Origin of the sequence: Croceicoccus esteveae, assembly GCF_031846435.1 — a bacterium.
In the GTDB taxonomy this organism is placed as follows: Bacteria; Pseudomonadota; Alphaproteobacteria; order Sphingomonadales; family Sphingomonadaceae; genus Croceicoccus; species Croceicoccus esteveae.
Genome location: NZ_JAVRHS010000003.1, coordinates 222,367 through 248,714, shown reverse-complemented (window position 1 = coordinate 248,714; position 26,348 = coordinate 222,367). Strand labels below are relative to the sequence as shown.

27 protein-coding genes are annotated in these 26,348 nt (G+C 61.5%); 3 read left to right on the top strand and 24 right to left on the bottom strand.

Annotation, left to right across the window (positions count from 1 at the left end; genetic code table 11):
• Nucleotides 1–59 precede the first annotated feature (59 nt).
• The 3 genes from groL to RM533_RS06400 all read right to left on the bottom strand — a co-directional run bounded on the left by groL (nt 60) and on the right by RM533_RS06400 (nt 3,588).
• Complete coding sequence (gene groL, locus RM533_RS06410) at nt 60–1,709, bottom strand: chaperonin GroEL (protein ID WP_311340375.1); 1,650 nt, start codon at nt 1,707–1,709, stop codon at nt 60–62.
• Nucleotides 1,710–1,763: 54 nt separating this feature from the next.
• Entirely contained in the window at nt 1,764–2,051 is a 288-nt protein-coding gene (gene groES, locus RM533_RS06405) for a co-chaperone GroES (RefSeq protein ID WP_311340374.1), read from the bottom strand.
• Nucleotides 2,052–2,205: 154 nt separating this feature from the next.
• On the bottom strand, nt 2,206–3,588 hold the full coding sequence (locus RM533_RS06400; RefSeq protein ID WP_311340373.1) for an MATE family efflux transporter: 1,383 nt from the start codon (nt 3,586–3,588) through the stop codon (nt 2,206–2,208).
• A gap of 162 nt (nt 3,589–3,750) precedes the next feature.
• On the opposite strand from RM533_RS06400, the gene RM533_RS06395 reads away from it, so the two are divergent.
• Complete coding sequence (locus tag RM533_RS06395; protein ID WP_311340372.1) at nt 3,751–4,353, top strand: acyloxyacyl hydrolase; 603 nt, start codon at nt 3,751–3,753, stop codon at nt 4,351–4,353.
• A 107-nt stretch (nt 4,354–4,460) separates the two neighbouring features.
• Here RM533_RS06395 and rplL read toward each other — a convergent pair whose 3' ends face one another.
• The 9 genes from rplL to sucC all read right to left on the bottom strand — a co-directional run bounded on the left by rplL (nt 4,461) and on the right by sucC (nt 11,053).
• Nucleotides 4,461–4,835: a 50S ribosomal protein L7/L12 gene (gene rplL / locus RM533_RS06390; protein ID WP_311340371.1), complete on the bottom strand. Its 375-nt coding sequence runs from the start codon at nt 4,833–4,835 to the stop codon at nt 4,461–4,463.
• Between the two features lie 78 nt (nt 4,836–4,913).
• Nucleotides 4,914–5,429 carry a 50S ribosomal protein L10 gene (gene rplJ / locus RM533_RS06385; protein ID WP_311340370.1) on the bottom strand — a complete coding sequence of 172 codons (516 nt, stop codon included), beginning with the start codon at nt 5,427–5,429 and terminating at the stop codon, nt 4,914–4,916.
• Nucleotides 5,430–5,767: 338 nt separating this feature from the next.
• The gene (locus RM533_RS06380; protein WP_311340369.1) at nt 5,768–6,433 is read right to left on the bottom strand and encodes a hypothetical protein; all 666 of its coding nucleotides are present in this window, start codon (nt 6,431–6,433) and stop codon (nt 5,768–5,770) included.
• A gap of 431 nt (nt 6,434–6,864) precedes the next feature.
• Nucleotides 6,865–7,278: an energy transducer TonB gene (locus tag RM533_RS06375; RefSeq protein ID WP_311340368.1), complete on the bottom strand. Its 414-nt coding sequence runs from the start codon at nt 7,276–7,278 to the stop codon at nt 6,865–6,867.
• Between the two features lie 57 nt (nt 7,279–7,335).
• A complete protein-coding gene (locus RM533_RS06370; protein ID WP_311340367.1) occupies nt 7,336–7,749 on the bottom strand; it encodes a hypothetical protein in 414 nt (137 codons plus the stop codon).
• A 66-nt stretch (nt 7,750–7,815) separates the two neighbouring features.
• Nucleotides 7,816–8,004 (bottom strand): DUF1289 domain-containing protein, encoded by a 189-nt coding sequence (locus RM533_RS06365; RefSeq protein WP_311340428.1) that lies wholly within the window; start codon nt 8,002–8,004, stop codon nt 7,816–7,818.
• A 94-nt stretch (nt 8,005–8,098) separates the two neighbouring features.
• A complete protein-coding gene (locus tag RM533_RS06360; protein WP_311340366.1) occupies nt 8,099–9,028 on the bottom strand; it encodes an electron transfer flavoprotein subunit alpha/FixB family protein in 930 nt (309 codons plus the stop codon).
• A complete protein-coding gene (locus RM533_RS06355) occupies nt 9,025–9,774 on the bottom strand; it encodes an electron transfer flavoprotein subunit beta/FixA family protein (protein ID WP_311340365.1) in 750 nt (249 codons plus the stop codon). Before RM533_RS06355 ends, RM533_RS06360 begins: the two co-directional genes overlap by 4 nt.
• A 79-nt stretch (nt 9,775–9,853) precedes the next feature.
• Nucleotides 9,854–11,053: an ADP-forming succinate--CoA ligase subunit beta gene (sucC, locus tag RM533_RS06350; RefSeq protein ID WP_311340364.1), complete on the bottom strand. Its 1,200-nt coding sequence runs from the start codon at nt 11,051–11,053 to the stop codon at nt 9,854–9,856.
• A gap of 199 nt (nt 11,054–11,252) precedes the next feature.
• Here sucC and RM533_RS06345 point away from each other — a divergent pair, with 199 nt between their 5' ends.
• The gene (locus RM533_RS06345; RefSeq protein ID WP_311340363.1) at nt 11,253–12,038 is read left to right on the top strand and encodes a 3'(2'),5'-bisphosphate nucleotidase CysQ; all 786 of its coding nucleotides are present in this window, start codon (nt 11,253–11,255) and stop codon (nt 12,036–12,038) included.
• An 8-nt stretch (nt 12,039–12,046) separates the two neighbouring features.
• On the opposite strand, the gene RM533_RS06340 is transcribed toward RM533_RS06345, so the two are convergent.
• Nucleotides 12,047–12,727, bottom strand: coding sequence for a YiaD family glycine zipper/OmpA-like lipoprotein (locus RM533_RS06340; protein ID WP_311340362.1), 681 nt, complete (start codon nt 12,725–12,727; stop codon nt 12,047–12,049).
• A 273-nt stretch (nt 12,728–13,000) separates the two neighbouring features.
• Between RM533_RS06340 and RM533_RS06335 the strand changes: the two genes are divergently transcribed.
• A complete protein-coding gene (locus RM533_RS06335; RefSeq protein ID WP_311340361.1) occupies nt 13,001–14,341 on the top strand; it encodes a hemolysin family protein in 1,341 nt (446 codons plus the stop codon).
• 87 nt (nt 14,342–14,428) lie between these two features.
• Here the strand turns inward: RM533_RS06335 and RM533_RS06330 are convergent, their stop codons facing one another.
• From RM533_RS06330 to RM533_RS06280, 11 genes are all read right to left on the bottom strand, one after another.
• Nucleotides 14,429–14,842 carry a DUF3035 domain-containing protein gene (locus RM533_RS06330; RefSeq protein WP_311340360.1) on the bottom strand — a complete coding sequence of 138 codons (414 nt, stop codon included), beginning with the start codon at nt 14,840–14,842 and terminating at the stop codon, nt 14,429–14,431.
• Nucleotides 14,843–14,847: 5 nt separating this feature from the next.
• Nucleotides 14,848–15,405, bottom strand: coding sequence for a signal peptidase II (gene lspA, locus RM533_RS06325; protein WP_311340359.1), 558 nt, complete (start codon nt 15,403–15,405; stop codon nt 14,848–14,850).
• Complete coding sequence (ileS, locus tag RM533_RS06320; protein WP_311340358.1) at nt 15,402–18,266, bottom strand: isoleucine--tRNA ligase; 2,865 nt, start codon at nt 18,264–18,266, stop codon at nt 15,402–15,404. The genes lspA and ileS overlap by 4 nt, the downstream gene beginning before the upstream one ends.
• Before the next feature lie 39 nt (nt 18,267–18,305).
• Nucleotides 18,306–19,232 carry a bifunctional riboflavin kinase/FAD synthetase gene (locus RM533_RS06315; protein WP_311340357.1) on the bottom strand — a complete coding sequence of 309 codons (927 nt, stop codon included), beginning with the start codon at nt 19,230–19,232 and terminating at the stop codon, nt 18,306–18,308.
• 24 nt (nt 19,233–19,256) lie between these two features.
• A complete protein-coding gene (locus RM533_RS06310) occupies nt 19,257–19,748 on the bottom strand; it encodes a dihydrofolate reductase (protein ID WP_311340356.1) in 492 nt (163 codons plus the stop codon).
• Nucleotides 19,745–20,812, bottom strand: a complete 1,068-nt coding sequence (locus tag RM533_RS06305) for a 5-(carboxyamino)imidazole ribonucleotide synthase (protein ID WP_311340427.1) — start codon at nt 20,810–20,812, stop codon at nt 19,745–19,747. The genes RM533_RS06310 and RM533_RS06305 overlap by 4 nt, the downstream gene beginning before the upstream one ends.
• Before the next feature lie 101 nt (nt 20,813–20,913).
• Nucleotides 20,914–21,414, bottom strand: coding sequence for a 5-(carboxyamino)imidazole ribonucleotide mutase (gene purE, locus RM533_RS06300; RefSeq protein WP_311340355.1), 501 nt, complete (start codon nt 21,412–21,414; stop codon nt 20,914–20,916).
• A gap of 4 nt (nt 21,415–21,418) precedes the next feature.
• Complete coding sequence (gpmA, locus tag RM533_RS06295) at nt 21,419–22,105, bottom strand: 2,3-diphosphoglycerate-dependent phosphoglycerate mutase (protein ID WP_311340354.1); 687 nt, start codon at nt 22,103–22,105, stop codon at nt 21,419–21,421.
• A gap of 162 nt (nt 22,106–22,267) precedes the next feature.
• Nucleotides 22,268–23,677, bottom strand: a complete 1,410-nt coding sequence (locus RM533_RS06290) for a dihydrolipoamide acetyltransferase family protein (RefSeq protein ID WP_311340353.1) — start codon at nt 23,675–23,677, stop codon at nt 22,268–22,270.
• Nucleotides 23,677–24,690, bottom strand: coding sequence for an alpha-ketoacid dehydrogenase subunit beta (locus tag RM533_RS06285; RefSeq protein ID WP_311340426.1), 1,014 nt, complete (start codon nt 24,688–24,690; stop codon nt 23,677–23,679). Before RM533_RS06285 ends, RM533_RS06290 begins: the two co-directional genes overlap by 1 nt.
• An 86-nt stretch (nt 24,691–24,776) precedes the next feature.
• A complete protein-coding gene (locus RM533_RS06280; protein WP_311340352.1) occupies nt 24,777–26,072 on the bottom strand; it encodes a thiamine pyrophosphate-dependent enzyme in 1,296 nt (431 codons plus the stop codon).
• Nucleotides 26,073–26,348 lie beyond the last annotated feature (276 nt).

Below are 26,348 nucleotides of genomic sequence, written 5' to 3'. Positions count from 1 at the left end.
GCCGGAAGCGCATTGCTTCCGGCCCCTTTCCTGTCAGCGCAGGATTGGCAGTGTCGGGATCAGAACCCGCCCATGCCGCCCATGCCGCCCATTCCACCCATGTCGGGCATCGCGGGCGCTGGCTTGTCGTCAGGCACTTCGCTGATCGCCGCTTCGGTGGTGATCAACAGGCCAGCCACCGATGCTGCGTCCTGCAGCGCGGTGCGCACAACCTTGGTCGGGTCGATCACGCCGGCCTGCACCAGGTTTTCGTAGGTGTCGGTCGCGGCGTTGAAGCCCTGCGTTTCGTCGCCTTCGCGCAGGAGATTGCCCGAAACCACCGCGCCATCATGGCCGGCATTGGCGGCAATCTGACGGATCGGCGACAGGATCGCCTGACGCACGATATCCACACCGCGGGTCTGATCGTCGTTCTCGCCCTTCAGGCCGTCAAGTGACTTGGTCGCGTAAAGCAGTGCTGCACCACCACCGGGCACAATGCCTTCCTCGACCGCGGCGCGGGTCGCATGAAGCGCGTCGTCGACGCGATCCTTGCGTTCCTTCACCTCGATCTCGGATGCGCCGCCAACCTTGATAACCGCAACACCGCCGGCAAGCTTGGCCAGACGTTCCTGCAGCTTTTCACGGTCGTAGTCCGACGTGGTCGTCTCGATCTGCGAACGGATCTGCTCGACCCGTGCCTTGATTTCGGTTTCGCTGCCCGAACCATCGACAATGGTGGTGTTGTCCTTGTCGATCGTCACGCGCTTGGCCGAACCCAGCATGTTGACGGTCACCGATTCAAGCTTGATGCCGAGATCTTCGGAAATCATCTCGCCATTGGTCAGCGTGGCGATGTCGCCCAGCATCGCCTTGCGACGATCGCCGAAGCCCGGCGCCTTGACCGCAGCAACCTTCAGGCCGCCACGCAGCTTGTTGACCACCAGCGTTGCCAGCGCTTCGCCTTCGATATCCTCGGCAATGATGAGGAGCGGGCGACCCGACTGCACGACTGCTTCCAGGATGGGGAGCATCGCCTGCAGGTTCGACAGCTTCTTTTCGTGGATCAGGATATAGGGATTTTCCAGTTCCACGGTCATCTTGTCGGGATTGGTGATGAAGTAGGGCGACAGATAACCACGGTCGAACTGCATGCCCTCGACCACGTCGAGTTCAAATTCGAGACCCTTGGCCTCTTCGACGGTGATGACGCCTTCCTTGCCGACCTTTTCCATCGCTTCGGCAATCTTTTCGCCGACCTCGCGGTCGCCATTGGCGGAAATCACGCCGACCTGGGCGATTTCAGCCGATCCCGACACATCCTTGGAACGGGCCTTGAGGTTATCGACAACCTTGCCGACAGCCAGATCGATGCCGCGCTTCAGGTCCATCGGGTTCATGCCAGCGGCAACCGACTTCATGCCTTCGCGAACGATCGCCTGGGCAAGCACGGTCGCAGTGGTCGTGCCGTCACCTGCAAGGTCGTTCGTCTTGGACGCGACTTCGCGGATCATCTGCGCGCCCATGTTCTCGAACTTGTCCTTGAGTTCGATTTCCTTGGCGACGGTGACACCGTCCTTGGTGATGCGCGGTGCACCGAAGCTCTTGTCGATGACGACATTGCGGCCCTTGGGACCCAGCGTGACCTTTACCGCATTGGCGAGCGTGTCGACGCCCTTCATGATGCGTTCGCGTGCGTCACGCGAAAATTTCACGTCCTTGGCAGCCATGGTTTATTCTCCTGTTGAGGAATGATTGAAAAAGAAAAGCAGCCTGTCAGCGGATCAGGAGATCACGCCCAGAATGTCGCTTTCCTTCATGATGATCAGGTCTTCGCCATCGACCTTGACCTCGGTGCCCGACCATTTGCCGAACAGAATACGGTCGCCGGACTTCACGTCCATGGGCGTGACCTTGCCATCTTCGGCGCGCGCGCCGGACCCTGCGGCGACAATTTCGCCCTCACTCGGCTTTTCCTTGGCGCTGTCGGGAATAATGATGCCGCCGGCGGTCTTTTCGTCGGCTTCGATACGACGGACCAGAACCCGGTCGTGCAACGGACGGAATGCCATGTTATGACCTCTTCCAGTAAAAGTTGAAGACAATGCTTTTGGCACTCTATCATCAAGAGTGCCAGCGCGGCGGATATGGTGGGTGACAGGCGGCGCGTCAAGCTCCGGCGGCCAAGATTTTACAGCGCCCGGAGCGGTTTTGCCGAGAGTTGGTTCAGAAACTTCTGTCAAGCAGCCCGAGCGTGCCGCGCCGCTGCCAGCGCCACAACATCATTGCAGCCGTAACGATCAGCCCGACCGCAAGACCCATCCACACGCCAAGGCCGCCCAGTGGCGTATGAAATGCCAGCAGCCAGGCAGATCCGAAGCCGAACGGCCAGTAGCCGATCACCGCCAGGACAAACGGCACCCGTGTGTCGGCAAGCCCGCGCAGCAGCCCGGCGGCCACCGCCTGCACACCGTCGAACAGCTGAAAAGCGGCCGCGATGGTCATGTAACTGCCGGCAAGGACCAGCAAGGTGGCGTTGCGAGGATCGTCGACATCCAGATAGATCGACAACAACCATTGCGGCACGGCGAGCATGGTGACCACAAACACCACAGCAAAGCCGATCGCCAGCAGCATGGCTGAAATTCCCGCCAGCCTGATCGCGTCGGCGTTCCCGCGCCCATGGTGCAGGCCGACCCGAATGGTGGCGGCCTGCGCGATGCCGAACGGCACCTGGAAGGCAAGTGAGGCGATCTGCAACGCGACCGTATGCGCAGCCAGCTCCAGCTTGCCAAGCGCACCCATCAGGAATGCAGCAATCGAAAAAAGCCCTGCTTCTGCAAGAATGATAGCCGCAATCGGCAGGCCAATACGCCAGATTTCAAGCAGGCGTGCAGGATCTGCCCGCCACAACCGCCCGAACACGTGATAGCGGCGCAACCGCCGGTCGGACTGGATGATCGCAGCGTAAGCGCCAATTGTCGCCAGCGAGGTAAGCACGCTGGCCAGCGCCGCGCCTTTGAGCCCAAGCGCCGGCAATCCCCAATGTCCGTAGATGAGAAGCCAGTTGCCCAGCGCGTTGATGCCCAAGGCAAACACTGTCACCCAGGTAGCGATTACTGCCCGGCCAAGCGTCGATACGAAGATCCGCAGCGCGCTTGACGCCACCACAGGTATGGCGGCAAAACTCACGATGGTGAGATAATCGCCGGCAAGCTGCGACACCAGCGGCGGTTGGCCGGTCGCGCGCATGATCGGCTCGCCTGCAAGCGCAAGCACCATGATTGCCAGCCCAGCCAGAGCGCTGACCCAAAGCCCCATGCGGATCGACCGGCGCACTTCGCGCACGGCATGGCGACCACGGCCAAGCGCGGAGGCAGCAAGCGGCGCCACGGCCCCGACCAGCCCCATCGCACACCATAATGAAAGCCCATAAATGGACGTTGAAAGTGTGATCGCTGCCAGTTCCTCGGTGCCGAGCGGTGCCACGAAAATGACGTCGATCGCATAAACCATCATCTGCAGCAGGTTCGCCGCCGCCAGCGGCGTGGCAAGCCGGGTCGTCTCGCGCAGTTCGGCACGCAGGGGAGAGGAAAGGAATGCTCGCATGACGCGCAGCGACTAGGCCAAAGAACGGCAATGCGATAGGGTATAAGCCGCTCGGTGGACGGCCACTACGGTCAGGAGATCGCAGCGAAACTGATGGTGAGCGCAATGGCCAGACCAGCACTAGCACCGGCACCAGCACCGGCGCCAACAGCCGTTGTCGAGGTGATCAACGCTGGATACGTCTTCGGCAAGCGCCTGCTGCCTGTTGCGTTGGCGCTGCTTGTCACCGTGTCCGGTCCGGTTTTCGCAGATGAAATCGAAGGCGGGGGCAATGAAGACAACCGCGTCGTCGGTGCAGAAATCTTCGCCGGCATTCATGCTCATGCGGTAGAAACGCCGTTCACGCTTGCCACTGGCGAAGCGGGCGTTGACATCATGGCAGGCTACCGCTTTGCCCCGCTCGACGCCTTGTCTGTCATTAGCAGACCGGCACCCTACATCCTTGCATCCCTCAACAGCCAGGGCGACACCAGCTTTGCCGGCGGCGGTCTGGGCTGGAAGATCTGGTTGGGCCGTGTTTATGCGCGCCCGGGTATCGGGCTGATCGTGCATGATGGGCCGGGACGCCGGATTGCGCCGGACGGACGGCGGCTGGATCTGGGCAGTCGCGTGCTGTTCGAGCCGGAGCTTGGCATCGGCGCGGCGATATCCGATCGCTTCTCCATCGAGGCAAGCTGGGTGCACATCAGCCATGCCCGGCTGTTCGATGCGCGGCAAAACCCCGGCATCGACATGATCGGCATCCGCCTGAACTGGCGACAATAGCGCTGAGGCGGAGCCGCCGACCGTGACCGCCTTTATCGCCAAGGCGTAAAGAAAAAGAGCGACGCCTTGCAGCGCCGCTCTTTCTGTATCGGTCTTGCGACCGCTGTTTACTTCAGCTCGACGGTGCCGCCGGCTTCCTCGATCTTCTTCTTGATCTCTTCGGCTTCTGCCTTGTTCACGCCTTCCTTGACGGCCTTGGGCGCACCCTCGACGAGCGCCTTGGCGTCGGCCAGGCCGAGACCGGTGATCGCGCGCACTTCCTTGATCACCTGGATCTTCTTGCCACCATCGCCGGTCAGGACGACATCGAACTCGTCCTTTTCCTCAGCGGCAGGCGCGTCGCCGCCACCGCCCGGACCGGCAACCGCAACCGCAGCAGCGGCAGAAACGCCCCAGGCGTCTTCAAGAGCAGTGGCGAGTTCGGCAGCTTCAAGAACGGTCAGCTTGGACAGTTCGTCGACGAGGTTCTGGATATCGGCCATTCAATTTACTCCATTCAGGTCCGGCCGGACCGCGTTGCGGCCATCGGCAGGCAATATGATAACGGGATTGTCGATGCTTCAGGCAGCGTCCTTGGCGGCATAGGCGCCGAACACACGCGCCAGCTTTGCCGCAGGGGCATTCGCCAGGCGGGCGATCTTCGTTGCCGGAGCCTGAACCAGCCCGACAAGCGTGCCACGCAGCTGATCAAGTGAAGGCAGCGCGGCCAGCGAACGCACACCGGCTTCGTCGAGAACCTGCGTTCCCATCGAGCCGCCGACGATCTCCAGCCGGTCATTGGTCTTGGCAAAATCAACTGCCACCTTGGCAGCCGCCACCGGGTCGGAAGAGGTGGCAAGGCCCACAGGCCCTGTCAGATAGGCATCGATGCCGGAATAATCGGTATCGACGATGGCGCGCTTCACAAGACGGTTCTTGGCGACCTGAAAGGAAGCCCCGGCTTCGCGCATCTTCTGGCGCAGGTCGGTCGATTGCGCGACCGTCATGCCAAGGTTGCGGGTGACGACCACCACACCAACCTCGTTGAAGACGCCGTTGAGCTGCGCGACCGCATCGGTTTTCTGCGAACGATCCATGCGTACTCCTTGACACATGGCTGCATCGGGAAACCCCGCTGCAACCGGCTTCGTCTGTCCGGCCCGACAAGCGTCGGAACGGGCGAGTCCGTTGAAGGGGCAAAAGGAGCGCATTCGCGCGAGTGGCAACCTGTCGAAAGGTGCCCAAAATCCTCGGTCCCCGTCTAGGCCGGCAATTAAGAAGGTGTCGAAGCCTTCACCGACTGTCTCGGACGGAATGCCGGTCAGGCGTTAGAGCCCGCCCGGTTGCAGGGGCTTTGGTCGCAGCAGCCGGCAAAGTCAAGGTGCCATGAAAGGATTGCAACGGCTGCACCTGTTGTGCAGCCGCCGCTCCTGATTCACGGGATCCAGATCAGGTAATCTGTGTTGGACGGCGTGCGCAGCATCATCCGGCCATCAGCCTGCATGGTCACGGCACTGGCGGGAATGCGCCGGGTGTCGCTGCCGAATACCGACTGGTTGTCGAACTGCACCACATAGCTGGTGATGGCGCCGCTGTTGCGGTCGAACAGGATATCCTCGATCTCGCGCTGCTGTCCGTCGGAGAAGGTCAGCATGCTGCCGATGATGTTGGAGGCAAGCCGCCGTTCCGCCTGCGCAGCGGTGAGAGTGAGTCGATCAGGCGACTGCGCATCGGCATCGTCATCGATCCGGATGTTGAGGTCGCCGCCAAAAGACCCTTCAATTGCGACATTGTCCCATGCGACAAACCCGCGGTCGTTGGCGCCATAGGTGCTCCAGGGGAAGGGCACTTCGTACAGGACATATTCCACTTGGCTGCCATTGGGCGTGAGGATCAGGTCGCGGATATTGCCGAGCATGTTGAAGCCGTTGGTGACATCGCCCGACATGACATTGCCCGCACTTGCCATGTTCTTGCGTGCTTCTGAATATTGCGACCATGCCGTGGCGGGATCCATCCGCTGCATCTGCGCAGCAGCAGGTGCGGCGACTGCCATCGCCGTCGCGGCAGTGGCGGCGAGCAGCCGGTTTGTAACATTCATATCATCTCTCCTGATGGTTGTCGGGTTTGCAGTCATTGTCTTTTCAAAACAGCAAGGACCGCATGGTTCCGCAAATGATGTGAGGCCGTGCAGCAAAGATGATGCTGTCAACGCTATATGCGCAACAATAATGCTCGGATGAGACGCACCATTAAGGCGGTCTGCAACTGTCCATATTCAAGAAGTGCTGTATGGATGCCGCCGGTCATTGATGAGACCTGCTTGTGAATGACTGTTTGTTCTGCGCAGCGCTTACCGGTGATTGTCTGTTTGCAGCAGCGACCACTGCCGCTGCCGCGCCGAGAGTGCTGGCGCCTTATTCACAACAGGTGGTGAGCTTGCCATGACAGTTGCGTGCCGGGACGCAGATGCGGCGAAGGCAGGCAGATCTTGGTTGTTAGCCGAACCGGGTGGGGCAAAAAGGATCGGTTCTATCCGGTGAAAGCCACCGCAAGCAGATAATATGAAGCAATCGCTTCCCCTTGTGCATCAAGCGCGGGATCAAAAACTGCTTTTTCCAGAAAGGTCTGGCAAGCTGTTCGCACGAAATCCGGCTGCGGGGCAGATTGTTGAACGTTGCATTGCGTCACCCGGCCAGCGGTATTGATAGCGAGCCGCAAATGGACCATCGCCCGGCTGTTGTCGATCAATTGGCCGTGCGGGAAATCAGGAACCCAGCTCTTCACATGCTTTGCAGTTGCTTTACGGGACAGGGTCTGATGCGCAACAGCATCGATTCCCCAGTGGGACACCAGCTCAGTCGTACATTGCTCCAGGGCAGCAAAGGGCCTGTCCAGAGGACCCGTTTGTAAAATGATTGGTGAGCCAAAGCCTCTAACGGTCATCTTGTCGATCGCTGCATAGGTTTCTGGCGCTACCCGTTCGTCAGCATCCCGAGCATTTTAAAGCGCAAGTTCCTCCTCGCTCTCCTCCTCCACATCTCCGGTCACGCTAAAGCTGCGGCGGAAGATCGCCGCCGGCGCCTTGTTGCCGCCTGTTCCGTTGTAAAACGAAATGCGTTCATATCTGCCGATATCGCCAAACGATACGCTGACCTTCCGATCGCGGGATCCTTGGCTTTCCGAAAGGCGAAATGGTTTGCCGATCAACTGCATCCAGAAGCTATCGGCGGGGCCGAAGCGTTCCAAGCGGACAACCACCTGGTCCTTGCCCGTCCCGAACTGCCGGGCAAGCACGCAACTGTCATCTTCGTAGCTGGCAACCCATGTTGTCGAAGGCGCGAGTGTTCGTTCCAGTGCAGCGGCGGGCGTAAAGGCCGCTAAAGACAGCACCATGACAAGAAGAACACGAATCATCTTTAAGGCTCCCTGGCTTGTTTTTCACGAACACTGCAACCCAAGGCTCTGGTCAATGCATGTTTGTCACACCTGATCGTTTTGCGATAACTTCCTCTGCCGGCATGCCAGTATCCGCATCATATCGCGGCGCTGCACGGGCGTTGCGGTCGGCCATAGCGCGATTTCATCCAGCGTGCGCAGGCAGCCGGTGCAGAAACGCTGCTGCGGATCAAGCGCGCAGATGTTGCGGCACGGAGAGGGGATTGCTTTCATCGGTCGGCAGGCACCGCTCGCGAGGCAAGGGTCAGAACAAACCCCGGCCGACCATGCGGTCGCCGGGGTTTGTTGTTCCTGCAAATTTGCTGGTTCACAGCTTCTCGGTCAGTTCCGGGATGGCGGTGAACAGATCGGCGACAAGGCCGATGTCCGCCACTTGAAAGATCGGGGCATCCTCGTCCTTGTTGATGGCGATGATGATCTTGGAATCTTTCATGCCGGCAAGGTGCTGGATCGCGCCTGAAATGCCCACGGCGATGTAAACCTCCGGTGCGACGATCTTGCCGGTTTGGCCGACCTGATAATCATTGGGCACGAAGCCTGCGTCGACCGCTGCACGGCTGGCACCGACGCCGGCCCCCAGCTTGTCAGCCAGCGGCATGATGATCTTTTCGAAGGTTTCGCCGTCCTTCAACGCCCGTCCGCCCGAAACGATGATGCTGGCGCTGGTAAGCTCCGGCCGGTCGCTCTTGGCCAGTTCCTGGCTGACGAAGCTCGACAGGCCTGCATCGCCCTGGCTGCTCACCTCCTCGACAGAGGCTGAACCGCCGCTTGGATCCGCTTTTTCGAAGGCAGTGCCGCGCACGGTGATGACCAGCTTGGGATCGGTCGAGGTGACGGTGGCAATGGCGTTTCCGGCATAGATCGGCCGGGTAAACGATCTGTCCCCTTCGACCGAAAGAATGTCGGAGATTTGCATCACATCCAGCATGGCCGCCACGCGGGGCGCGATGTTCTTGCCGTGCGTGGTTGCCGGTGCGACGAAGGCATCGAAGCCATCCATCAACCCTGCAACAAGCGGCGCCACGTTTTCCGCCAGCTGGTGTTCATATGCCGCATCATCGGCCTTGAGCACCTTGGCGACGCCCGCGACCTTCGCTGCGCCCTGCGCCGCGCCGTCGCAATTGGCGCCGGCAACCAGCACGGTGACATCGCCCAGCCTGGCGGCGGCGGTGACCGTCGCCAGCGTTGCATCTCCAAGGGAAGCATTGTCGTGATCGGCAAGGACGAGGGTGTTCATTTTGCAACTCCCATGGACTTGAGCTTGGCGACGAGCGCATCGACATCGGCGACCATCTCGCCCGACTGGCGCACCGGCGGTTCGGAGACATTGGTCACATTGAGGCGCGGCCTGGTATCGACGCCATAATCCGCCGGTGTCTTGTTCTCGAGCGGTTTTTTCTTTGCCTTCATGATGTTGGGCAAGGACGCATAACGTGGCTCGTTCAAACGCAGATCGGTGGTGACGATCGCGGGCAGCGACAGGCGCACTGTTTCAAGACCACCGTCGACCTCGCGTTTCACCGTCACGTGATCGCCATCAAGCGTCACTTCGCTGGCAAAGGTGCCCTGCGGCCTTTCCATCAGCGCGGCCAGCATCTGACCGGTCTGGTTGCAATCATCATCAATGGCCTGCTTGCCAAGAAGGATGAGGCCGGGCTCTTCCTCTGCCGCGATGGCCTTCAGGATCTTGGCGACCGCCAGCGGTTCGACCGTGTCGTCAGTTTCAACCAGGATCGCCCGATCGGCACCCATGGCAAGTGCGGTGCGCAAGGTTTCCTGCGCCTTTGCCGGGCCGATCGAGACAGCGACGATCTCTTCGACGCCGCCCTTTTCCTTCAGGCGGATCGCTTCCTCGATGGCGATCTCGTCAAACGGGTTCATGCTCATCTTGACATTGGCAAGATCAACCCCCGACCCGTCGGATTTGACCCGCGGCTTCACATTGTAATCGATCACCCGCTTTACCGGTACAAGAGCCTTCATGGCCGTTCTCCAATACAATGGTGCGCCGCACATCCTGCGGCATCAGGGGCAGAGCCGCCATCGGTTCTGCCCGCGCGCATCACGCTGCCTTCTTTACCTGCTGAACGATCTTCTTGGCAGCGTCGCCAAGATCGCTTGCCGACACGATCGGCAATCCCGAATTGTCGAGGATTTCCTTGCCCTTCTCGACGTTGGTGCCTTCCAGCCTGACGACAAGCGGCACATCGAGATTCACGTCCTTGGCCGCTGCAACAATGCCATCGGCGATAATGTCGCACTTCATGATGCCGCCAAAAATGTTCACGAGGATGCCTTCGACAGCCGGATCGGACAGGATGATCTTGAATGCAGCGGTCACTTTTTCCTTCGAAGCGCCGCCGCCCACATCGAGGAAATTGGCGGGAAACGCACCGTTGAGCTTGATGATGTCCATCGTCGCCATGGCGAGGCCTGCGCCATTCACCATGCAGCCGATGTTGCCATCCAGTTTGATGTAGGCAAGATCATGCTTCGATGCCTCGACTTCGGCGGGGTCTTCCTCGGTTTCGTCGCGCAGCGCTTCTACCTTGGGATGGCGATAGAGCGCGTTGCCGTCAAAGCTCATCTTGGTGTCGAGCACGAGCAGCTTGCCGTCCTTGGTTTCCACCAGCGGATTGATTTCCAGCATCTCGCCGTCAAGCGCCATGAAGGCGTCGTAAAGCTGACGCGCGACTTTCTGCGCCTGCTTGTTGAGGTCGCCATCAAGCTTCAATGCATAGGCAACGGCGCGGCCGTGGTGCGGCATGAACCCCTGAGCGGGGTCGATGGTGATGGTGGTGATCTTTTCAGGCGTGTTGTGTGCGACATCCTCGATGTCCATGCCGCCTTCGGTCGACACGACCATGGCAACCTGTCCCGACGCGCGGTCCACCAGCAGGGCAAGGTAATATTCCTCGGCAATGTCGACGCCGTCGGTGACGTAAAGGCGGTTTACCTCCTTGCCTGCATCGCCCGTCTGCACGGTGACGAGCGTGTTGCCCAGCATGTCCTTGGCATCGGCTTCGACATCATCCACGCTCTTGGCCAGGCGGACGCCGCCCTTGGCATCTGCGCCCAATTCCTTGAACTTGCCCTTGCCGCGCCCGCCGGCATGGATCTGCGCCTTGACCACGAACAGGGGTCCGGGCAGCTTCTTTGCCGCCGCGACCGCTTCCTCGACGGTCAGCGCCGGGAAACCGGCGGGGATACCCACGCCGAAATCCGCCAGAAGCTCCTTTGCCTGATATTCATGGATGTTCATTGCCGATCCTTAATGTTCAGATTGTCACGTTCGATCTGCGCCCGACATATGGACGGGCGCTTTGCTCTGCGCGTAAAGCATAGCCGCGCGTGATTGAAAAGGCCTGCCGCCGGAAACACCGCAGTTGCGGATTTTCGATGAATTTGCACGGCTTTTTACGAATCTTGCAGGCAATAGGGCTGGAAAGGCAGGTTTGGACGTGCTCGATCGCGAAGAACTGGAGAGAATTGTTCGCGAAGCGGGCCGAATCGGCATGGGTCTGTGGCCGGGGGCAGGTCACGCGCCACAGGTCTGGGACAAGCCGGACAAGAGCCCTGTGTCTGCGGCTGACATGGCCGTGGACACATTCCTCAGAACCGAGTTGAGCACGCTTGTGCCGCAGGCTGGCTGGCTTTCGGAAGAAACCGAAGATACGCTGGAACGACTGGGTCGCGACCTGATCTGGTTGGTCGATCCGATCGACGGGACCCGCGACTTTCTTCGTGGGAGAGACGGGTGGGCTGTATCCGTCGCGCTCATAAAAAGCGGCCAACCCCTGATTGCTTCGCTGTATGCCCCTGCAAAAGATGAGTTCTGGAGTGCAGAACGGGGGCAGGGCGCGCGGCGCAACGGCGATCGGCTGCGCGCCAGCCGGCGAGCCGCATTGTCAGGCTCGCGCATGCCGGCCGACCTGCCAATCAGAGGCAGTGGTAAAGAGCACGGGTTTGTGGCGGTCGCAAAACCCAACAGCATCGCCTTGCGGATCGCGATGGTCGCTGCGGACGAGGCCGATCTTGTTGGCACCACCCGCTGGGGCCACGAATGGGATCTGGGCGCCGCATGCCTCATCGCCAGCGAAGCAGGCGCCATCGTTACCGACGCCTGCGGAGACGATCTCGTGTTCAACAAATCCAACCCGCGCATTCTCGGTGTCCTGGCGGCCGCGTCCGAAATTCATTCAGACGCGGCACGCAATTTGAAAAAGGCACTTAGCCAGACGCGGTAACCGGACGATCAGCCGTTGCGGGCGCGTTCCAAATCATCCTGTGTGATCGGGATGATCTTCATTTCCACCCGCCGGTTCAGCGAACGTCCGTTTTCAGTGTCATTGCTGGCAACAAAATTGCTTTCGCCAAAACCCTTGGAAGCAATCCGCCCGCGCGGCACGCCCTGCGACACCAAGTAGTCGCTTACTGCCTGCGCGCGTCGTTCCGACAATTGCTGGTTGTAGGATTCTGCACCTGTCGAATCGGTATAGCCATAAACATCGATCAGGCTGTTGGGATAGTTGATGAGCGACTGCGCCACGGAATTAAGCGTATTGCGAAATTGCGGCTGGATGTTGGAACTGTCGACGGCGAAAGTCACGCCGTCAGGCAGGTTGAGCATGATCGAATCGCCGGCATCGGTCACTTCGACGCCGGTGCCAGCGGTCTGCTCCCGCAGTTCCTTTATCTGCTGATCCTTGTTGTAGCCGACATATCCGCCGGCTGCGCCGCCAAGTCCTGCGCCGATGATCCGTGCAGTCTTGCCGCCGATGATACCACCCAGCAAATAGCCGGCTGCTGCGCCGCCGGTCGTACCCAGAACAGTCCGGGAAACCTTGCGCTCACCTGTATTGGGATCGGTGACGCAGCCTGAAAGACCGATCAGCGACACCGCAGCCAGCGCTGTTCCCAAAAATTTCTTCCTCATGATCTACCCTGTCCTTTCATCGCGCCCGCAAGCCATTGCGTTTTGCAGGCAAGTTGTGTCTGCAAATCTGCCTGCGTGCACATAGTTATGCTGCCAGACGCAGTTTCATCTTCAACGCTGCACCCGCAGGCGGGTTCCTGCACAGCTGGTCTGGCAAGGTCCACAGTCAGGGTTCCGAACGGAACGATCCACTGGTTCTCTTGCCCCCGACGTGCAAAGGCGGCTATTCTGCTGCAACCTCGTTGAACATGTTCTCGCCAAAGGCGCACCGGCTTGTCCCCTTTTCCCTGGACCGACCTTCTCATCATCGCGGCGCTGATCGTGCTCAACGGGATGTTCTCGATGTCGGAGCTGGCCATTGTATCCGCTCGCCCAGCCCGGCTGCGCAAGATGGCCGACAACGGCAGCAGAGGCGCGCGCACCGCCATGATCCTTGCGGCCGATTCGGGCAAATTCCTGTCGACGGTGCAGATCGGCATCACGCTGATCGGGATCATTGCCGGTGCCTATTCCGGCGCCAGCCTTGGCGCTCCTGTCGGCGAAAGACTTGCCAGGCTCGGACTGGCGCCAGCGATCGCAGCACAGGCAGGATTTGTCCTGGTGATCGCGCTGACCACCTATTTCTCGCTTGTCGTGGGTGAGTTGGTGCCAAAGCAGATCGCACTGCGCGGGCGGGAAAGGATTGCCGCGCTTACCGCGCCGGCCATGGCGCTCATGGCGCGACTGGCAGCGCCGCTGGTCTGGCTGCTCGACCGGTCATCAATCCTGCTCCTTCGCTTGCTCGGCGCGCGCAATTCCGGCGATACAGGCGTGACATCGGAGGAACTGCACCTCATCATTTCGGAAGCGACCCGGTCCGGCGTGATTGCGGAAGCCGAGCGTACGATCATGTCCGAGGTTCTGCGCCTGTCCGACCGGCCGGTACGCGAATTGATGACCCCGCGCACCGAAATCGACTGGATCGACCGCAATGCAGACGCCGCCCGTCTGCTCGAAGCCATAGAGCAATCGCCACATTCGCTGCTGCCGGTCGGCGAAGGATCGGTAGAGAACATCATCGGCGTCATCAAGGTGCGCGAGGCACAGGCTCTGATGATGAAAGGGGAGCGGGCCGATCTCGCATTGCTGGCGCGCAAGGCGGAGATCATTCCCGATCAGGTGGACGCGCTCGACGCGTTGCGCATCATGCAGCGCGCCGATGTCGCAATAGCGCTGGTGCATGACGAATACGGGCATTTCGAAGGCATCGTGACGCCGGCCGATCTGCTGTCAGCGCTCGTGGGTGATTTTGTCAGCCACGCGGACGAGGGCGACAACCCCATGGTCGTGGAGCGCGATGATGGCTCGCTCCTGCTGTCAGGTGCCTTGCCGGTGGACAGGCTTTCCGAACTCCTTGAGGTGGAGATGCCCGAGGACCGGGAGTTTGCGACCGTCGCCGGCTTTTCGCTGTGGATGCTCAAGCGCTTGCCGGTGGAAGGGGACAGCTTCGTCGAGCAGGGCTGCCGTTTCGAGATCGTCGACATGGACGGCCGCCGCATCGACAAGCTGCTGGCGCAGCGGCAGCCAGCACAAGGCACTGACGCTGCGCTCATCGAGCGCCGTCCAGATAGCTGAGCAATCTCCCGAGCTGTCCTGTCACGGCTGCCGGAAGCGGCATGCGGGTAACAATCCGCGTCGGGCAACCGCCTCGAATGCGCAGAATTACTCCGGAATGATGGTCTGCGCTTCTGCGCCGTCTCCTTCGGGAGCAGCAACGATGTCCTGGGTTGTCACGCCCTTGTCCACTGTGTTCGTGTCGGGATCGCCGACGGTCGAGCGGATGCCGGGCTGTGCCGTGCCTGCCTTGCTGATCGCGCTGCTTTCAACCGTGCTGCGCGGAGCCGGCCCACCGAACATCGCTTCCAGAGCTTGCTGGCTGGCGCCGGGGGTTTGCGGGCGGGGTGCGCCAGGCTCCGGCGGGGTCAGGGCGAAATCGGGCGGCACGGCAAGCGGTGCCTGACGGGCGACCACCATCTCGTCAGGCGCGCCGCGATCAAACAGGTTGAGCCCTGCGCCACATGCCGACAGCAGCGGCGTAAAAGCGACAAGGGCGGCAACGACAGGCAGTTTACGCATCGGCTTCATTCTCCAAGTCCGGCAGACCCGCGCTCAGGCGTCGTGGCGGCGGATTTCGTCGTATCATCGCGGATCAGCAGGGATCGGGCAAGCAGCAGCACCACACCGATGGTGATCGCCGCATCGGCAAGGTTGAATATGGCAAAAGGGCGAATGCTGCCGAAATGCAGGTCGGCATAGTCCACCACATAGGTAAAGCGCACGCGATCGATGATGTTGCCCAGCGCACCGCCCAGAACGAGGCTTAGCGCGGCGATGTCGCCTGCCCGCCGTTCGCGCAGGATCCAGACCAGCACTCCCAGCGCAATCGCCCCTGTCAGAGCAAACAGGAACAACCGGCTCTCCAGACTGTCGGCGCTTAGAAAACCGTAGGAAATCCCCCGGTTTTCGGCATAGCGAAAATCAAAGAAGGAGACGATCGGGATTAATCCGCGTTCGCGCAGCAGCATCGGGCCAAGCAGCCAAAGCTTGAGCAACTGGTCCCCAAGCGTGATTGCAGCGGCAAGACCCAACCCCGCCAGACGCCGCCGCCACAAAACCCTTGCCGGTTCTGTTGTCGTCATGCTGCGTCCAGCACGGCAACCGCATCTTCGCAGCGCGCGCATAGCGCGCCGTCTTCGGCCACTTCGGGGCGGTGCCGCCAGCAGCGGCCGCATTTGGCAAGATCGGTCGGTTTTGCCTCCACCGCATCCTCCTGCCCCTGCGTCACTGTCGCGGTGATGAACAGTTCTTCCAGCGCGGCATCACTGAACCCGGCTGGCGCGGCATCGCCCGGAACGACTATTTCAGCGGCAAGGCTCGACCGCACGATCTTGTCGCGGCGCAGCGGCTCGATCGCTTCGTTCACATCCTCGCGCAGATTGCGCAACGCGGTCCAGCGTTCGACCAGCGCCGCATCGTCCCACGCCGCATCGACGTCGGGCCAGGTCAGCAGATGCACCGAACCTGCGTCGGCAAAACGCGTCTGCCACGCTTCCTCGGTGGTGAACACCAGCACCGGCGCGGCATAGCGGACCAGCGCATGGAACAGCATGTCAAGCACGCTGCGATAGGCCCGCCGCCGCACATCGGCCGGCAGATCACAGTAAAGGCTGTCCTTGCGGATATCGAAGAAGAACGCCGACAGATCCTCATTGCAGAAATCGGTCAGCGCGCGGGTATAATCGTTGAAGTCATACTCGGCGACACAGCGCCGCAACCGCGCATCGAGCCGGGCGAGCAGCGCCAGCACATAGCGTTCCAGCTCCGGCATGTCCGCGACCGGCAAGCGTTCATCGTCGGTGTAATCGACCAGCGCACCCAGCAGATAGCGCAAGCTGTTGCGCAATTTGCGGTACTGATCCGCCACGCCTTTCAGGATTTCCGGGCCGATCCGGTGATCCTCGGTATAATCCACCGACAACGCCCACAGCCGCAGAATGTCCGCGCCATAATCGCGCATCAGATCCTGCGGGCTGATCGTGTTGCCCTTGGACTTGGACATCTTCTGCCCCTTGCCGTCCATGGTGAACCCGTGGGTCAGGATCGCGTCATATGGTGCCCGGCCACGCGTGCCGCAGCTTTCCAGCAGGCTCGATTGGAACCAGCCGCGATGCTGGTCGCTGCCTTCAAGATAGAGATCGGCGGGCCAGGACAGGTCGGGCCAGCGGCCCGATTCCAGCACGAAAGCATGGGTGCAGCCCGAATCAAACCACACGTCCAGAATATCGGTGATCTGCTCATAATCGGCGGGGTCGTAATCGGAGCCGAGCAGGGCAGCGGCATTGTCCGCGCTCCAGCCATCGACGCCCTGTTCGCGCACGGCGGCAATGATGCGCTGGTTGACTGCCGCATCCACTAGATAATCGCCGGTCGCGCGGTTTACGAATAGGGTGATCGGCACGCCCCAGGCCCGCTGGCGCGACAGCACCCAGTCGGGCCGGTTCGCCACCATCGAGCCGATGCGGTTGCGTCCCTTGGCCGGGAAGAAGCGCGTATTGTCGAGCGCATCGAGTGCGGTCTGCCGCAGCGTCGTGCCATCGGCGCGGTCGCGGTCCATCGGCACGAACCATTGCGGCGTGCAGCGGTAGATGATCTTTGCTTTTGATCGCCAAGAATGCGGGTAGGAGTGGGAGTAGTCCGCACTTGCGCTCAACAGGGCGCCCATTACGCGCAGGTCGGAACAGATCGGGCCATCGGGCGCGTTGAACTTCGCATTGATGACGGAACCTTCGCCGCCCAGCCAGCCCCAGTCGGCGCGATACCGGCCATCGCCGTCGACGGCGAACACCGGGCGCAGCGGCAATTGCGGTGTGCCGAGCCGGTCGGCATATTCGCGACACAGATCGAAATCGTCCTCGCCGTGATCGGGCGACATGTGGACAAGCCCCGTGCCGCTGTCGGTGGTGACGAATTCGCCGGGCAGCATGGGACGCAGCGCGGCAAAGAACCCGCCGAGGTGATGCATGGGATGGCGCACCTTGGTGCCGGCGAGATCAGAACCTTTACCCAGCCAGTGAACACGAGTTTGTGGAGGTGTTGACCGATCATCACCCCACTGCACCTTTGGAATACCTAGCCTCTCCAACAACTCCCGTTCAAGAGGTTGCGCAAAGAGGAAAGGTCCTGCTTTTCGTGTACCATCGTCCCAGCGGTAACTTTTAAGTGCATAGTCAATATCAGGCCCATACGCGAGCGCCTGGTTCACCGGTATCGTCCAAGGCGTCGTCGTCCAGATCACCGCCTGCGCGCCGACCAGTTCCGCGATTGGCGATTCGACAATCTCGAACGCCACGTCGATCTGCGTGGAGGTGATGTCCTCATACTCCACCTCCGCGTCGGCTAGCGCGGTCTTTTCCACCGGCGACCACATGACCGGCTTGGCACCGCGATAAAGCTGCCCGGATTCGGCAAACTTCAGCAATTCGGCCACGATGGTCGCCTCGGCGGCAAAATCCATGGTGAGATAGGGATTGTCCCAGTCCGCCATCGTGCCCAGCCGTTTCAGCTGATCGCGCTGCACATCGACCCAATGGCGGGCATAGGCGCGGCATTCGGCGCGAAACTCCGCAGCCGGCACTTCGTCCTTGTTCTTCTTCTGCTTGCGGTATTGCTCCTCGACCTTCCATTCGATCGGCAGGCCGTGGCAATCCCAACCGGGCACAAAAGGCGCGTCCTTGCCCAGCAGCGTTTGCGTGCGCACCACCATGTCCTTCAACACATGGTTGAGCGCGTGACCGATGTGCATGTCGCCATTGGCGTAAGGCGGCCCGTCGTGCAGGATGAACTTTTCGCATCCGCGCCGGGCATCGCGCAGGCGGGCGTAGATGTCATCGGCCTGCCATTTGGCAAGGATCGCCGGTTCCTTCTGCGGCAGGCCCGCTTTCATCGGAAAGTCGGTCCGGGGCAGGAACACCGTGTCCTTGTAGTCGCGCTTTTCAGTCATCGCATCGCCGTTAGCGGCAAAAGCATGGCGGATAAAGCCTTACCCCGCCAGCAGCGCCTTTGCCCGGTCGCAATCGGCCGCCATTTGCGCGGTCAGCGCCTCCAGCGTGTCGAACCGCGCCTCCGGCCGGATGAAATGATGGAACGCAACGTCGATCTCCTGCCCGTAAAGATCACCGGCAAAATCGAAGAAATGCGGCTCCAGCAATTCCTTGGGCGGGTCGAAGCTGGGGCGGATGCCGACATTCGCCGCGCCCTTCACTACGCGCCCGCCCGGCAGGTGCCCCGTCACCGCATAGATGCCGTAACGCGGCCGCAGATAACTCCCAAGGTCGAGGTTGGCGGTAGGATAGCCGATGGTGCGCCCCCGCTTGTCGCCATGCTGCACCACGCCGCGGATGGTAAAGGGGCGGGTCAACAGCCGCGTCGCTTCTTCCGGTTCGCCCGCCACCAGCGCCTCGCGGATGCGGCTGGAGGAAATGACTGCGCTGCCGTTCGCTACCGGCTGGACCCGGATCGACGCGAGGCCCAGCGGCGGCCCCAGACGGGAGAGCACGTCGCAATCGCCGGTGCGGCCTTGGCCGAAAGTGAAATCGCTGCCGGTGACGACGCAGCGCGCCCGCAGATCGCGAACCAGCAGGCGCGACACGAAATCCTCGGCATTGGTCTGCGCCAGGTCGCGGTCGAAGTTGAACACGAGCATGGCATCGACGTCGAGAGCGGCAAACAGTTCCTCCCGCTGATCCAGTGTCGTCAGGCGGAACGGCGGCGTGTCGGGCAGGAAATAGCGCACGGGGTGCGGATCGAAAGTGGCAACGATTGCCGGCCGGCCATGCGCCCGCGCATCTGCGACAGCAGTGCCGATCACGTCCTGATGGCCCCGGTGCACGCCATCGAAATTGCCCAGCGCGATGGTCGCATCGGCGAGCGAGGGGGGCAGAGGATCGGTGTGGGCAAAGCGGATCATTGCAGAAGAAACCGGCGTCGCCGCTCAGCCGCGCCGCTTGTAGGTGACAAAGCTGAAGGCAGGGGTCTTGCCATCGGCGGGGTGATCTTCGCGAGCGGTTTCCTGCCAGCCGGCCTGATCAACTGGCGGCATGACCGCGTCTCCATCAAAATCAGCATGCACCTCGGTTATCTCGATGCGGCGCGCCATTGGCAGGCTCTGGGCAAACACATCGGCGCCGCCGATCACCGCGATGCGTGCCGTGTTTGCCCGTTGAAGCGCAGCATCAAGGCCGTGCACCACTTCGGCATCTTCTGCATGCCAATGGACATTGCGGGTCATTACGATGTGGCGTCGGCCAGGCAAGATGCCGGGCAGCGATTCGAAGGTCCTGCGTCCCATGATCATCGGCGAGCCCATAGTCAGCCGCTTGAACCGCGCCAGATCGGCCGGAATGCGCCATGGCAGGCGATTGTCCTTGCCAATGACGCCATTTTGCGCGCGCGCCGCTACGAGGAACAGTTCAGGGCCAGTCATGCGGCCGGCTCTTCAAGGACCAGGCGAGTGACATGACCCATCTTGCGCCCGTCCCGCATGGTCTTTCCATAAAGATGCAGATGGTTGGCAGGATCGGCCAGCACCGATGCCCATGCGTTCGCCTGCTCACCAACCAGATTGGTCATCTGCACGGCGGGCACGATCGTCGTGGTATCGCCCAGCGGCAGGCCGCAGATCGCCCGAATATGGTTTTCAAACTGGCTGGTGCGCGCACCTTCGATGGTCCAGTGCCCTGAATTGTGCACACGTGGCGCCATCTCGTTGAAGACAGGACCAGCATCGGTGGCGAAGAATTCCAGCGTCAGCACCCCTGTATAGTCCAGCGCCTGCGCTACCGCGCTGCCAAGTTCCCGTGCAGTCGCGACCTGTCCGGCCATGGCATAGCTGACCGGCACCGAAGACCGAACGAGGATACCGTCTGCATGTTCATTGCGCGGGCTGTCCCAGAACCGGATATCGCCATCTGTTCCGCGCACGAGGATAACCGAAAACTCAGCGGCAAAGCGAACCAGACCTTCGTAGATAAGCGGCTTTGCCGGCAAGCTCAGCCTTTCAGCAGCAGCGCCTGTATCGATCCGCCATTGCCCCTTGCCGTCGTAACCCTCCCGCTGGGTTTTCAGGATGCCGGGCGTGCCGATACGCCGCATCGCCGCTTCCAGATCCGCCGACCCATCCACAACAGCATAGGGCGCGGTTGCACCACCCAGATCGGCGACAAAGCGCTTCTCCATGAGCCGATCCTGCGCAATCTCGAGCGCCCGTGCATTGCTGCGCAAAGGGGTGTCGCCGAGCGCGGTGAGTGGCGCGACCGGCACATTTTCAAATTCGTATGTGACAACATCACAGGCTGCACCAAAACGCGCGAGTGCTTCCCGGTCGTGATAGGCAGCGCCAGTGAACTGCGCGCAGGTTTCGGCAGCGACGCCAGGTTGGCCAGGCGCAAAGATATGGCAGCGATAACCCAGCTGCGCCGCGGCCATGCCCAGCATTCTGCCCAATTGCCCGCTGCCCAGAATACCGATGGTTGAACCCGGCGCCAACATGCCGGACGGTTCCGCACCAGCTACGAAGGCGCCTGATGTTTGCTCCTTGCCAGCAGCCAGGATCTTGGCAGGCGCGGCGACAGCGTGCCGGTCAAAAGCGCTCATGCCGCGCCTTGCGGACGCAGGGCGACAGCGTCGGTCCTTGCCTGCCGCCACGCAAGAAGACGCGCGGCAACAGGCGCATCGCTTAACGCGAGGATTGATGCTGCCAGAAGCCCGGCATTGGTCGCCCCTGCCTCGCCGATCGCCAAGGTTCCCACCGGAACCCCTGCGGGCATCTGCACGATGGACAGGAGCGAATCCTGTCCCGACAATGCGCTCGACCGGACCGGCACGCCAAGCACCGGAAGAACAGTCATGCTGGCAATCATCCCGGGCAGATGCGCAGCGCCGCCTGCACCAGCGATGATGACGCGAATGCCGCTCCCGGCCGCTTCCTTGGCAAACGCCACCATCCGGTCCGGGGTGCGGTGAGCCGAGACGATGCGCACGTCGGTTGCAATCTGCAGTTCCTGCAGCACGGTATCAGCGCATTGCATGGTGGGCCAGTCGGACTGGCTGCCCATGACGATGGCAACCTGCGCTGCGCCGGGTTCAGGCATCTGTTCAGCCATCTGCCAGATAATAACGTTCGCCGGCGACCTGTCCGTTTTCCACCGGATAGACAATCGGCTGCCCGGTCGGGATTTCCAGCCCGGTGATCGCGTCGTCGGAGATCCCCGACAGATGTTTGACCAGCGCACGCAGGCTGTTGCCATGGGCGGAAATCAAGACTGTCTCACCCGCCTCGATCACCGGCTGGATCGCCGCGCGATAATAGGGCAGCACCCGTTCGATGGTGTCTTTCAGGCTTTCGCTCTGCGGCACGGGAATGCCGGCGTAACGGTTGTCGATTGAAAGATCATAATCGCCGCCTGCGTCCATGACAGGTGGCGGCGTATCGAAACTGCGCCGCCAGATATGCACCTGATCCTTGCCGTGCCTGGCCGCGGTCTGCGCCTTGTCCAATCCGGTGAGGCCGCCATAATGCCGCTCGTTCAGGCGCCAGTCCTTGGTCTCGGGAATCCACAGCCTTCCGGCGGCATGCAGCGCGATGTGCAACGTGCGGATGGCGCGGGTCTGAAACGAGGTGAAGGCCTGCGTGGGAACCATGCCCCTTGCCCGCATCAGTTCGCCCGCAGCCTTTGCCTCTGCCTCGCCCTTGGGGGTAAGATCCACATCCCACCACCCGGTAAAGCGATTTTCCAGATTCCACTGCGACTGGCCATGGCGGACAAGGATCAGACTGGACAAGGCGGCAACTCCGGTTTCAAACTGGCATCAACGCCGCACCTAGCGACCCACGCCGAATTTGCAAAGCACCTTGGAGCCGCCGGATGGAGCAAGGCAGCTTGGAAGGGCGGATCGGGCGGGCAGATCGCGGCTGTCCACGACGATGGCCGAGCCAGCCGGCAATCAGTCCATGAAGATCATTGCGGGGTATTCCAGCAGTCGTTTCAGGCTCTGCACGAACAGCGCTGCTTCATAACCATCGACGATGCGGTGATCGAAGCTGCACGACACGTTCATGATCTTGCGCATGGTGACAAGGCTGCCATCCATTACCGGGCGGTCGACAAGCTTGTTGGGCCCGATGATCGCCACCTCGGGTCGGTTGATGATCGGCGTCGTCGTTATGCCGCCCAGCGGGCCCAGTGAGGTAATGGTGATGGTGGAGCCAGATAGTTCGTCGCGTGAAGCGGTGCCATCGCGGGCAGCCTTGCTCAACCGGCCGATTTCTTCCGCGCTGTCCCAGATGCTGCGGGTCTCCGCGTGCCGCAGCACCGGGACCATCAGCCCGGCGGGCGTGGCGGTCGCGATGCCCACATGCACCGCGCCATGCTGGTGGAGCAGCCCAGCGGCATCGTTGAAATGCGCGTTGACCTGCGGAAACTGCGGCAGCACGCGAACCAGCGCTCGCACGAAGAAGGGCAGGATGGTGAGCTTGGGCTGGTCCGCCGCCCGGTCCGCGTTCAACGCATTGCGCAGTCTTTCAAGCTCTGTAAGGTCGAACTCCTCCACATAGGTGATATGCGGGATGTTGCGTGCAGCCTCGGCCATGCGGTCAGCAATGCGCCGGCGCAGGCCGATGATCTTCACCTCCTCGACCTCGTCTCGGAGCGCATAGCGCTCGTCTTCGCTGCCGCCACTATTGCCGCCAGCCAGATAGTCGTCGATGTCCTCGGGCGTCACGCGCCCGTTGCGGCCCGAACCGGGCACCTTGCCAAGGTCGAGCCCAAGTCGGGCAGCCATCCGCCGGGTGGCAGGAGCGGCAAGCGGGAAATCGCCTCTTTCCTGATCCGTGGTATCGGCAGCGGTGCGCAAACCGGCTGGTCTGGGCGCAGGCCGGGAAGGGGGTGCTGGTTTTTGAGTCGCATGCGGCCCGGGCTTGCCGGTCGGGTCCGCGATGGGTTGCGGCGCAGGCTCGGGCGCAGGAGCACCGGCCTGTGCATCGCCGGCAGGCAGGTCGTGCACATCATCTGTATCGCCGACAGTGCCTTGTGGTGTCTTGCCGGTTGTCGCTTCCGGCCCGTCCGCCGCGCCGCCTGCACCTGAGTCACTTCCGGGATCGGCATTGCCCGCGCCTTCGACTTCGAGTTCGACAATGACCGAGCCTACCGCCCGCATCTCACCCACTTCGCCGTGGATGGCGAGCACCTTGCCGTCTACCGGCGAGGTCATGTCGACGGTCGCCTTGTCGGTCATGACATCGCACAAGGGGTCGTCCTCGGCGATGACGTCACCGGGCTTCACATGCCAGACGACCATTTCTGCCTCGGCAACGCCTTCGCCGATGTCCGGCAGTCGGAAATTGAACCGTCCCATCAACGATACTCCACCGTGGCCTTGAGCGCTTCACTCAGCCGGACCGGGCCCGGAAAATAGTCCCATTCGAACGCATGGGGATATGGCATGTCATAGCCGCACACCCGCGCGATCGGCGCACGCAGCGAATCAAAGCAGCGCTCCTGCACCAGCGCGGACAATTCGCCGCCAAAACCGCCGAACCGTGATGCCTCGTGCAGGATGACACAGCGTCCGGTCTTGCGCACCGAGGCGGTGATCGCATCGATATCGAGCGGCACGATGGAGCGCAGATCGATCAGTTCGGCATCAATCCCCGAATCGGCAATACCGGCTTCGGCCACATGGACCATGGTGCCATAGGCGAGCACGGTTGCCTCTGTCCCCTCGCGCACCAGCGCGGCGCGGCCAAGCGGCACTGTGTAATGACCGAGCGGAACATCGGCGCCCGCGTGGCCCGATTTCGCCCAGGTCTTCAGCTCCTCCTCCGCCCGGCCGTAGAACGGTCCGTTGTAAAGCCGCTTCGGCTCAAGGAACACGACCGGGTCGTTGCTTTCAACAGACGCGATCAGCAGACCCTTGGCATCGTAGGGATTGGACGCGATCGCCACTTTCAACCCGGTCACATGGGCAAAGATCGCCTCGGGGCTCTGGCTGTGCGTCTGTCCGCCGAAGATGCCGCCGCCATATGGCGTGCGCACCGTAATTGGCGCCCAGAACTCCCCATTGGACCGATAGCGCAGCCGCGCGGCCTCGCTCACCAGCTGATCGTAGGCCGGAAGGATATAATCGGCGAACTGGATTTCAGGCACCGGCCGCAGCCCGTAAGCGCCCATGCCGATCGCCGCGCCGATGATGCCGCCTTCGGTCAGCGGCGCATCGAAACAGCGTTTCAGCCCGTATTTCTCCTGCAGCCCTTCGGTCACGCGGAACACGCCACCGAAATAGCCGACATCCTCGCCAAAGATCAGCACGTTCTCGTCGCGGTTCAGCATGACATCAAGCGCGGAATTGAGCGCCTGCACCATGTTCATGGGCATGGTTTCGCCCTGGGCCGTCGTGACCTGACCGTTTGCCGGTGTTGTCTGCGCCTCTGTCTGCGTATCTGTCTGCGCCATCGTCAGCCCTCCTTTTCCGCAGGATTGCCGGCGGAGTCGAGCCCGCGTCTGGCAAACAGTTCGCGCTGCTGTTCGCGCAGGCGCCAGTCCGGCGTCTCGAACACATCCTCGAACATTTCGGCAAGCGGCGGCTTGGACTGACCCAGCGTGCCGATCGCTTCCGATTGCTTCACTGCGTGCTTCACCTGTTCCTTCAACTCCTCGACCAGAACTGCGTGCCGCTCCTCGTCCCAGTCGCCGTTGGCGATGAGGTGATCCTTCAACCGCTCGACAGGATCGCCGAGCGGCCATTTGGATGCTTCGTCCCTTGGCCGGTATTTGGTCGGATCGTCCGAGGTGGAATGGCCTTCCGCGCGATAGGTGTAGAACTCGATCAGGGTCGGGCCATTGTTGGTGCGCGCGCGTTCCGCTGCCCACATCGTCGCGCCCCACACGGCGAGGAAATCATTGCCGTCCACTTTCAGCCCCGGCATGCCATAGGCGAGCGCCTTGGCCGCGAACGGCACCTGTTCCGCCTGCGCGAAACCGGCGAAGCTGGAGATAGCCCATTGGTTGTTCGTCACACACAGGATGGTTGGCGCGCGAAACACGCTGGCAAAGGTCATCGCCTCGTGGAAATCGCCCTCGGCCGTGGTGCCGTCCCCCACATAGCCTAGCGATATGTTGTGGCCACCCTTGTAAGCCGACGCCATTGCCCACCCGACGGCATGGGCAAACCGCACACCCAGATTGCCGGAAATGGAGTAGAAATCATAATCGCGCGCCGACATCAGGATCGGCAATTGCTTGCCCGCCAACGGATCTTCGGCATTAGAGAAAATCTGGTTGCACAAGGTGGTCAGCGGGTAATCGCGCGCATGCAGCCAGGCGAGCGCACGATAGGTGGGAAAGAACATGTCCCCCTTGTCGAGTGCCAGCGATTGCGCTGCCGAGATCGCCTCTTCACCGCTCGATTTCATGTAGAAGCTGGTCTTGCCCTGCCGATGAGCGCGAAACAACCGTTCATCGAAAACGCGGGTCAGCATCATTGCCCGCAAACCCTTGATCAGCGTATCGGCGCCAAGCATCGGGTTCCATGGCCCCACCGCCTTGCCCTCGTCATCGAGCACGCGGATCAGCTTGTACGGAAGATCGCGCATCTCCTTTTCCCGCTCGGCGCTGTCGGGGCGGCGCACGGCTCCTGCCTCGCCGCGATCGACATGGGCAAAGCTCACCTCCTCGCCGGGCCGGGCAGGCGGCTCGGGAACATAGAGTTCGAGCGGGGGAAGGTTCGATGAATTTGTGGCGGCTTGTGTCATGGCATCCTTGCAGTGCTGAAAAACCAGCATGACAATGTTTCGCGATTCAGAAATCTTCTTTCGTGCTTTTGGCGAAAAATCGCAAGATCCACCGGCACGTCAGCAGTGGGGCAAAGCGGGTCTGCACGCTGGAGCCGGCATCCGTTCAGCCCCTGCAACATGAGCCATTTGCGAAGGCGCTCACTGCAAGTGAATACGCATTCAGGTTGCCTTGCCGCCCCTTGATATGACACAGCGCAGCACAACCTTGGTCCGAACACCTGCCCGACGGGCTGT

Excerpts from the sequence above, each read along its gene's own strand:
- groL (WP_311340375.1), bottom strand. The coding sequence starts at position 1,709 with ATGGCTGCCAAGGACGTGAAATTTTCGCGTGACGCACGCGAACGCATC.
- groES (WP_311340374.1), bottom strand. The coding sequence starts at position 2,051 with ATGGCATTCCGTCCGTTGCACGACCGGGTTCTGGTCCGTCGTATCGAA.
- RM533_RS06400 (WP_311340373.1), bottom strand. The coding sequence starts at position 3,588 with ATGCGAGCATTCCTTTCCTCTCCCCTGCGTGCCGAACTGCGCGAGACG.
- rplL (WP_311340371.1), bottom strand. The coding sequence starts at position 4,835 with ATGGCCGATATCCAGAACCTCGTCGACGAACTGTCCAAGCTGACCGTT.
- rplJ (WP_311340370.1), bottom strand. The coding sequence starts at position 5,429 with ATGGATCGTTCGCAGAAAACCGATGCGGTCGCGCAGCTCAACGGCGTC.
- RM533_RS06380 (WP_311340369.1), bottom strand. The coding sequence starts at position 6,433 with ATGAATGTTACAAACCGGCTGCTCGCCGCCACTGCCGCGACGGCGATG.
- RM533_RS06375 (WP_311340368.1), bottom strand. The coding sequence starts at position 7,278 with ATGACCGTTAGAGGCTTTGGCTCACCAATCATTTTACAAACGGGTCCT.
- RM533_RS06370 (WP_311340367.1), bottom strand. The coding sequence starts at position 7,749 with ATGATTCGTGTTCTTCTTGTCATGGTGCTGTCTTTAGCGGCCTTTACG.
- RM533_RS06365 (WP_311340428.1), bottom strand. The coding sequence starts at position 8,004 with ATGAAAGCAATCCCCTCTCCGTGCCGCAACATCTGCGCGCTTGATCCG.
- RM533_RS06360 (WP_311340366.1), bottom strand. The coding sequence starts at position 9,028 with ATGAACACCCTCGTCCTTGCCGATCACGACAATGCTTCCCTTGGAGAT.
- RM533_RS06355 (WP_311340365.1), bottom strand. The coding sequence starts at position 9,774 with ATGAAGGCTCTTGTACCGGTAAAGCGGGTGATCGATTACAATGTGAAG.
- sucC (WP_311340364.1), bottom strand. The coding sequence starts at position 11,053 with ATGAACATCCATGAATATCAGGCAAAGGAGCTTCTGGCGGATTTCGGC.
- RM533_RS06340 (WP_311340362.1), bottom strand. The coding sequence starts at position 12,727 with ATGAGGAAGAAATTTTTGGGAACAGCGCTGGCTGCGGTGTCGCTGATC.
- RM533_RS06330 (WP_311340360.1), bottom strand. The coding sequence starts at position 14,842 with ATGCGTAAACTGCCTGTCGTTGCCGCCCTTGTCGCTTTTACGCCGCTG.
- lspA (WP_311340359.1), bottom strand. The coding sequence starts at position 15,405 with ATGACGACAACAGAACCGGCAAGGGTTTTGTGGCGGCGGCGTCTGGCG.
- ileS (WP_311340358.1), bottom strand. The coding sequence starts at position 18,266 with ATGACTGAAAAGCGCGACTACAAGGACACGGTGTTCCTGCCCCGGACC.
- RM533_RS06315 (WP_311340357.1), bottom strand. The coding sequence starts at position 19,232 with ATGATCCGCTTTGCCCACACCGATCCTCTGCCCCCCTCGCTCGCCGAT.
- RM533_RS06310 (WP_311340356.1), bottom strand. The coding sequence starts at position 19,748 with ATGACTGGCCCTGAACTGTTCCTCGTAGCGGCGCGCGCGCAAAATGGC.
- RM533_RS06305 (WP_311340427.1), bottom strand. The coding sequence starts at position 20,812 with ATGTTGGCGCCGGGTTCAACCATCGGTATTCTGGGCAGCGGGCAATTG.
- purE (WP_311340355.1), bottom strand. The coding sequence starts at position 21,414 with ATGCCTGAACCCGGCGCAGCGCAGGTTGCCATCGTCATGGGCAGCCAG.
- RM533_RS06290 (WP_311340353.1), bottom strand. The coding sequence starts at position 23,677 with ATGGGACGGTTCAATTTCCGACTGCCGGACATCGGCGAAGGCGTTGCC.
- RM533_RS06285 (WP_311340426.1), bottom strand. The coding sequence starts at position 24,690 with ATGAACATGGTGCAGGCGCTCAATTCCGCGCTTGATGTCATGCTGAAC.
- RM533_RS06280 (WP_311340352.1), bottom strand. The coding sequence starts at position 26,072 with ATGACACAAGCCGCCACAAATTCATCGAACCTTCCCCCGCTCGAACTC.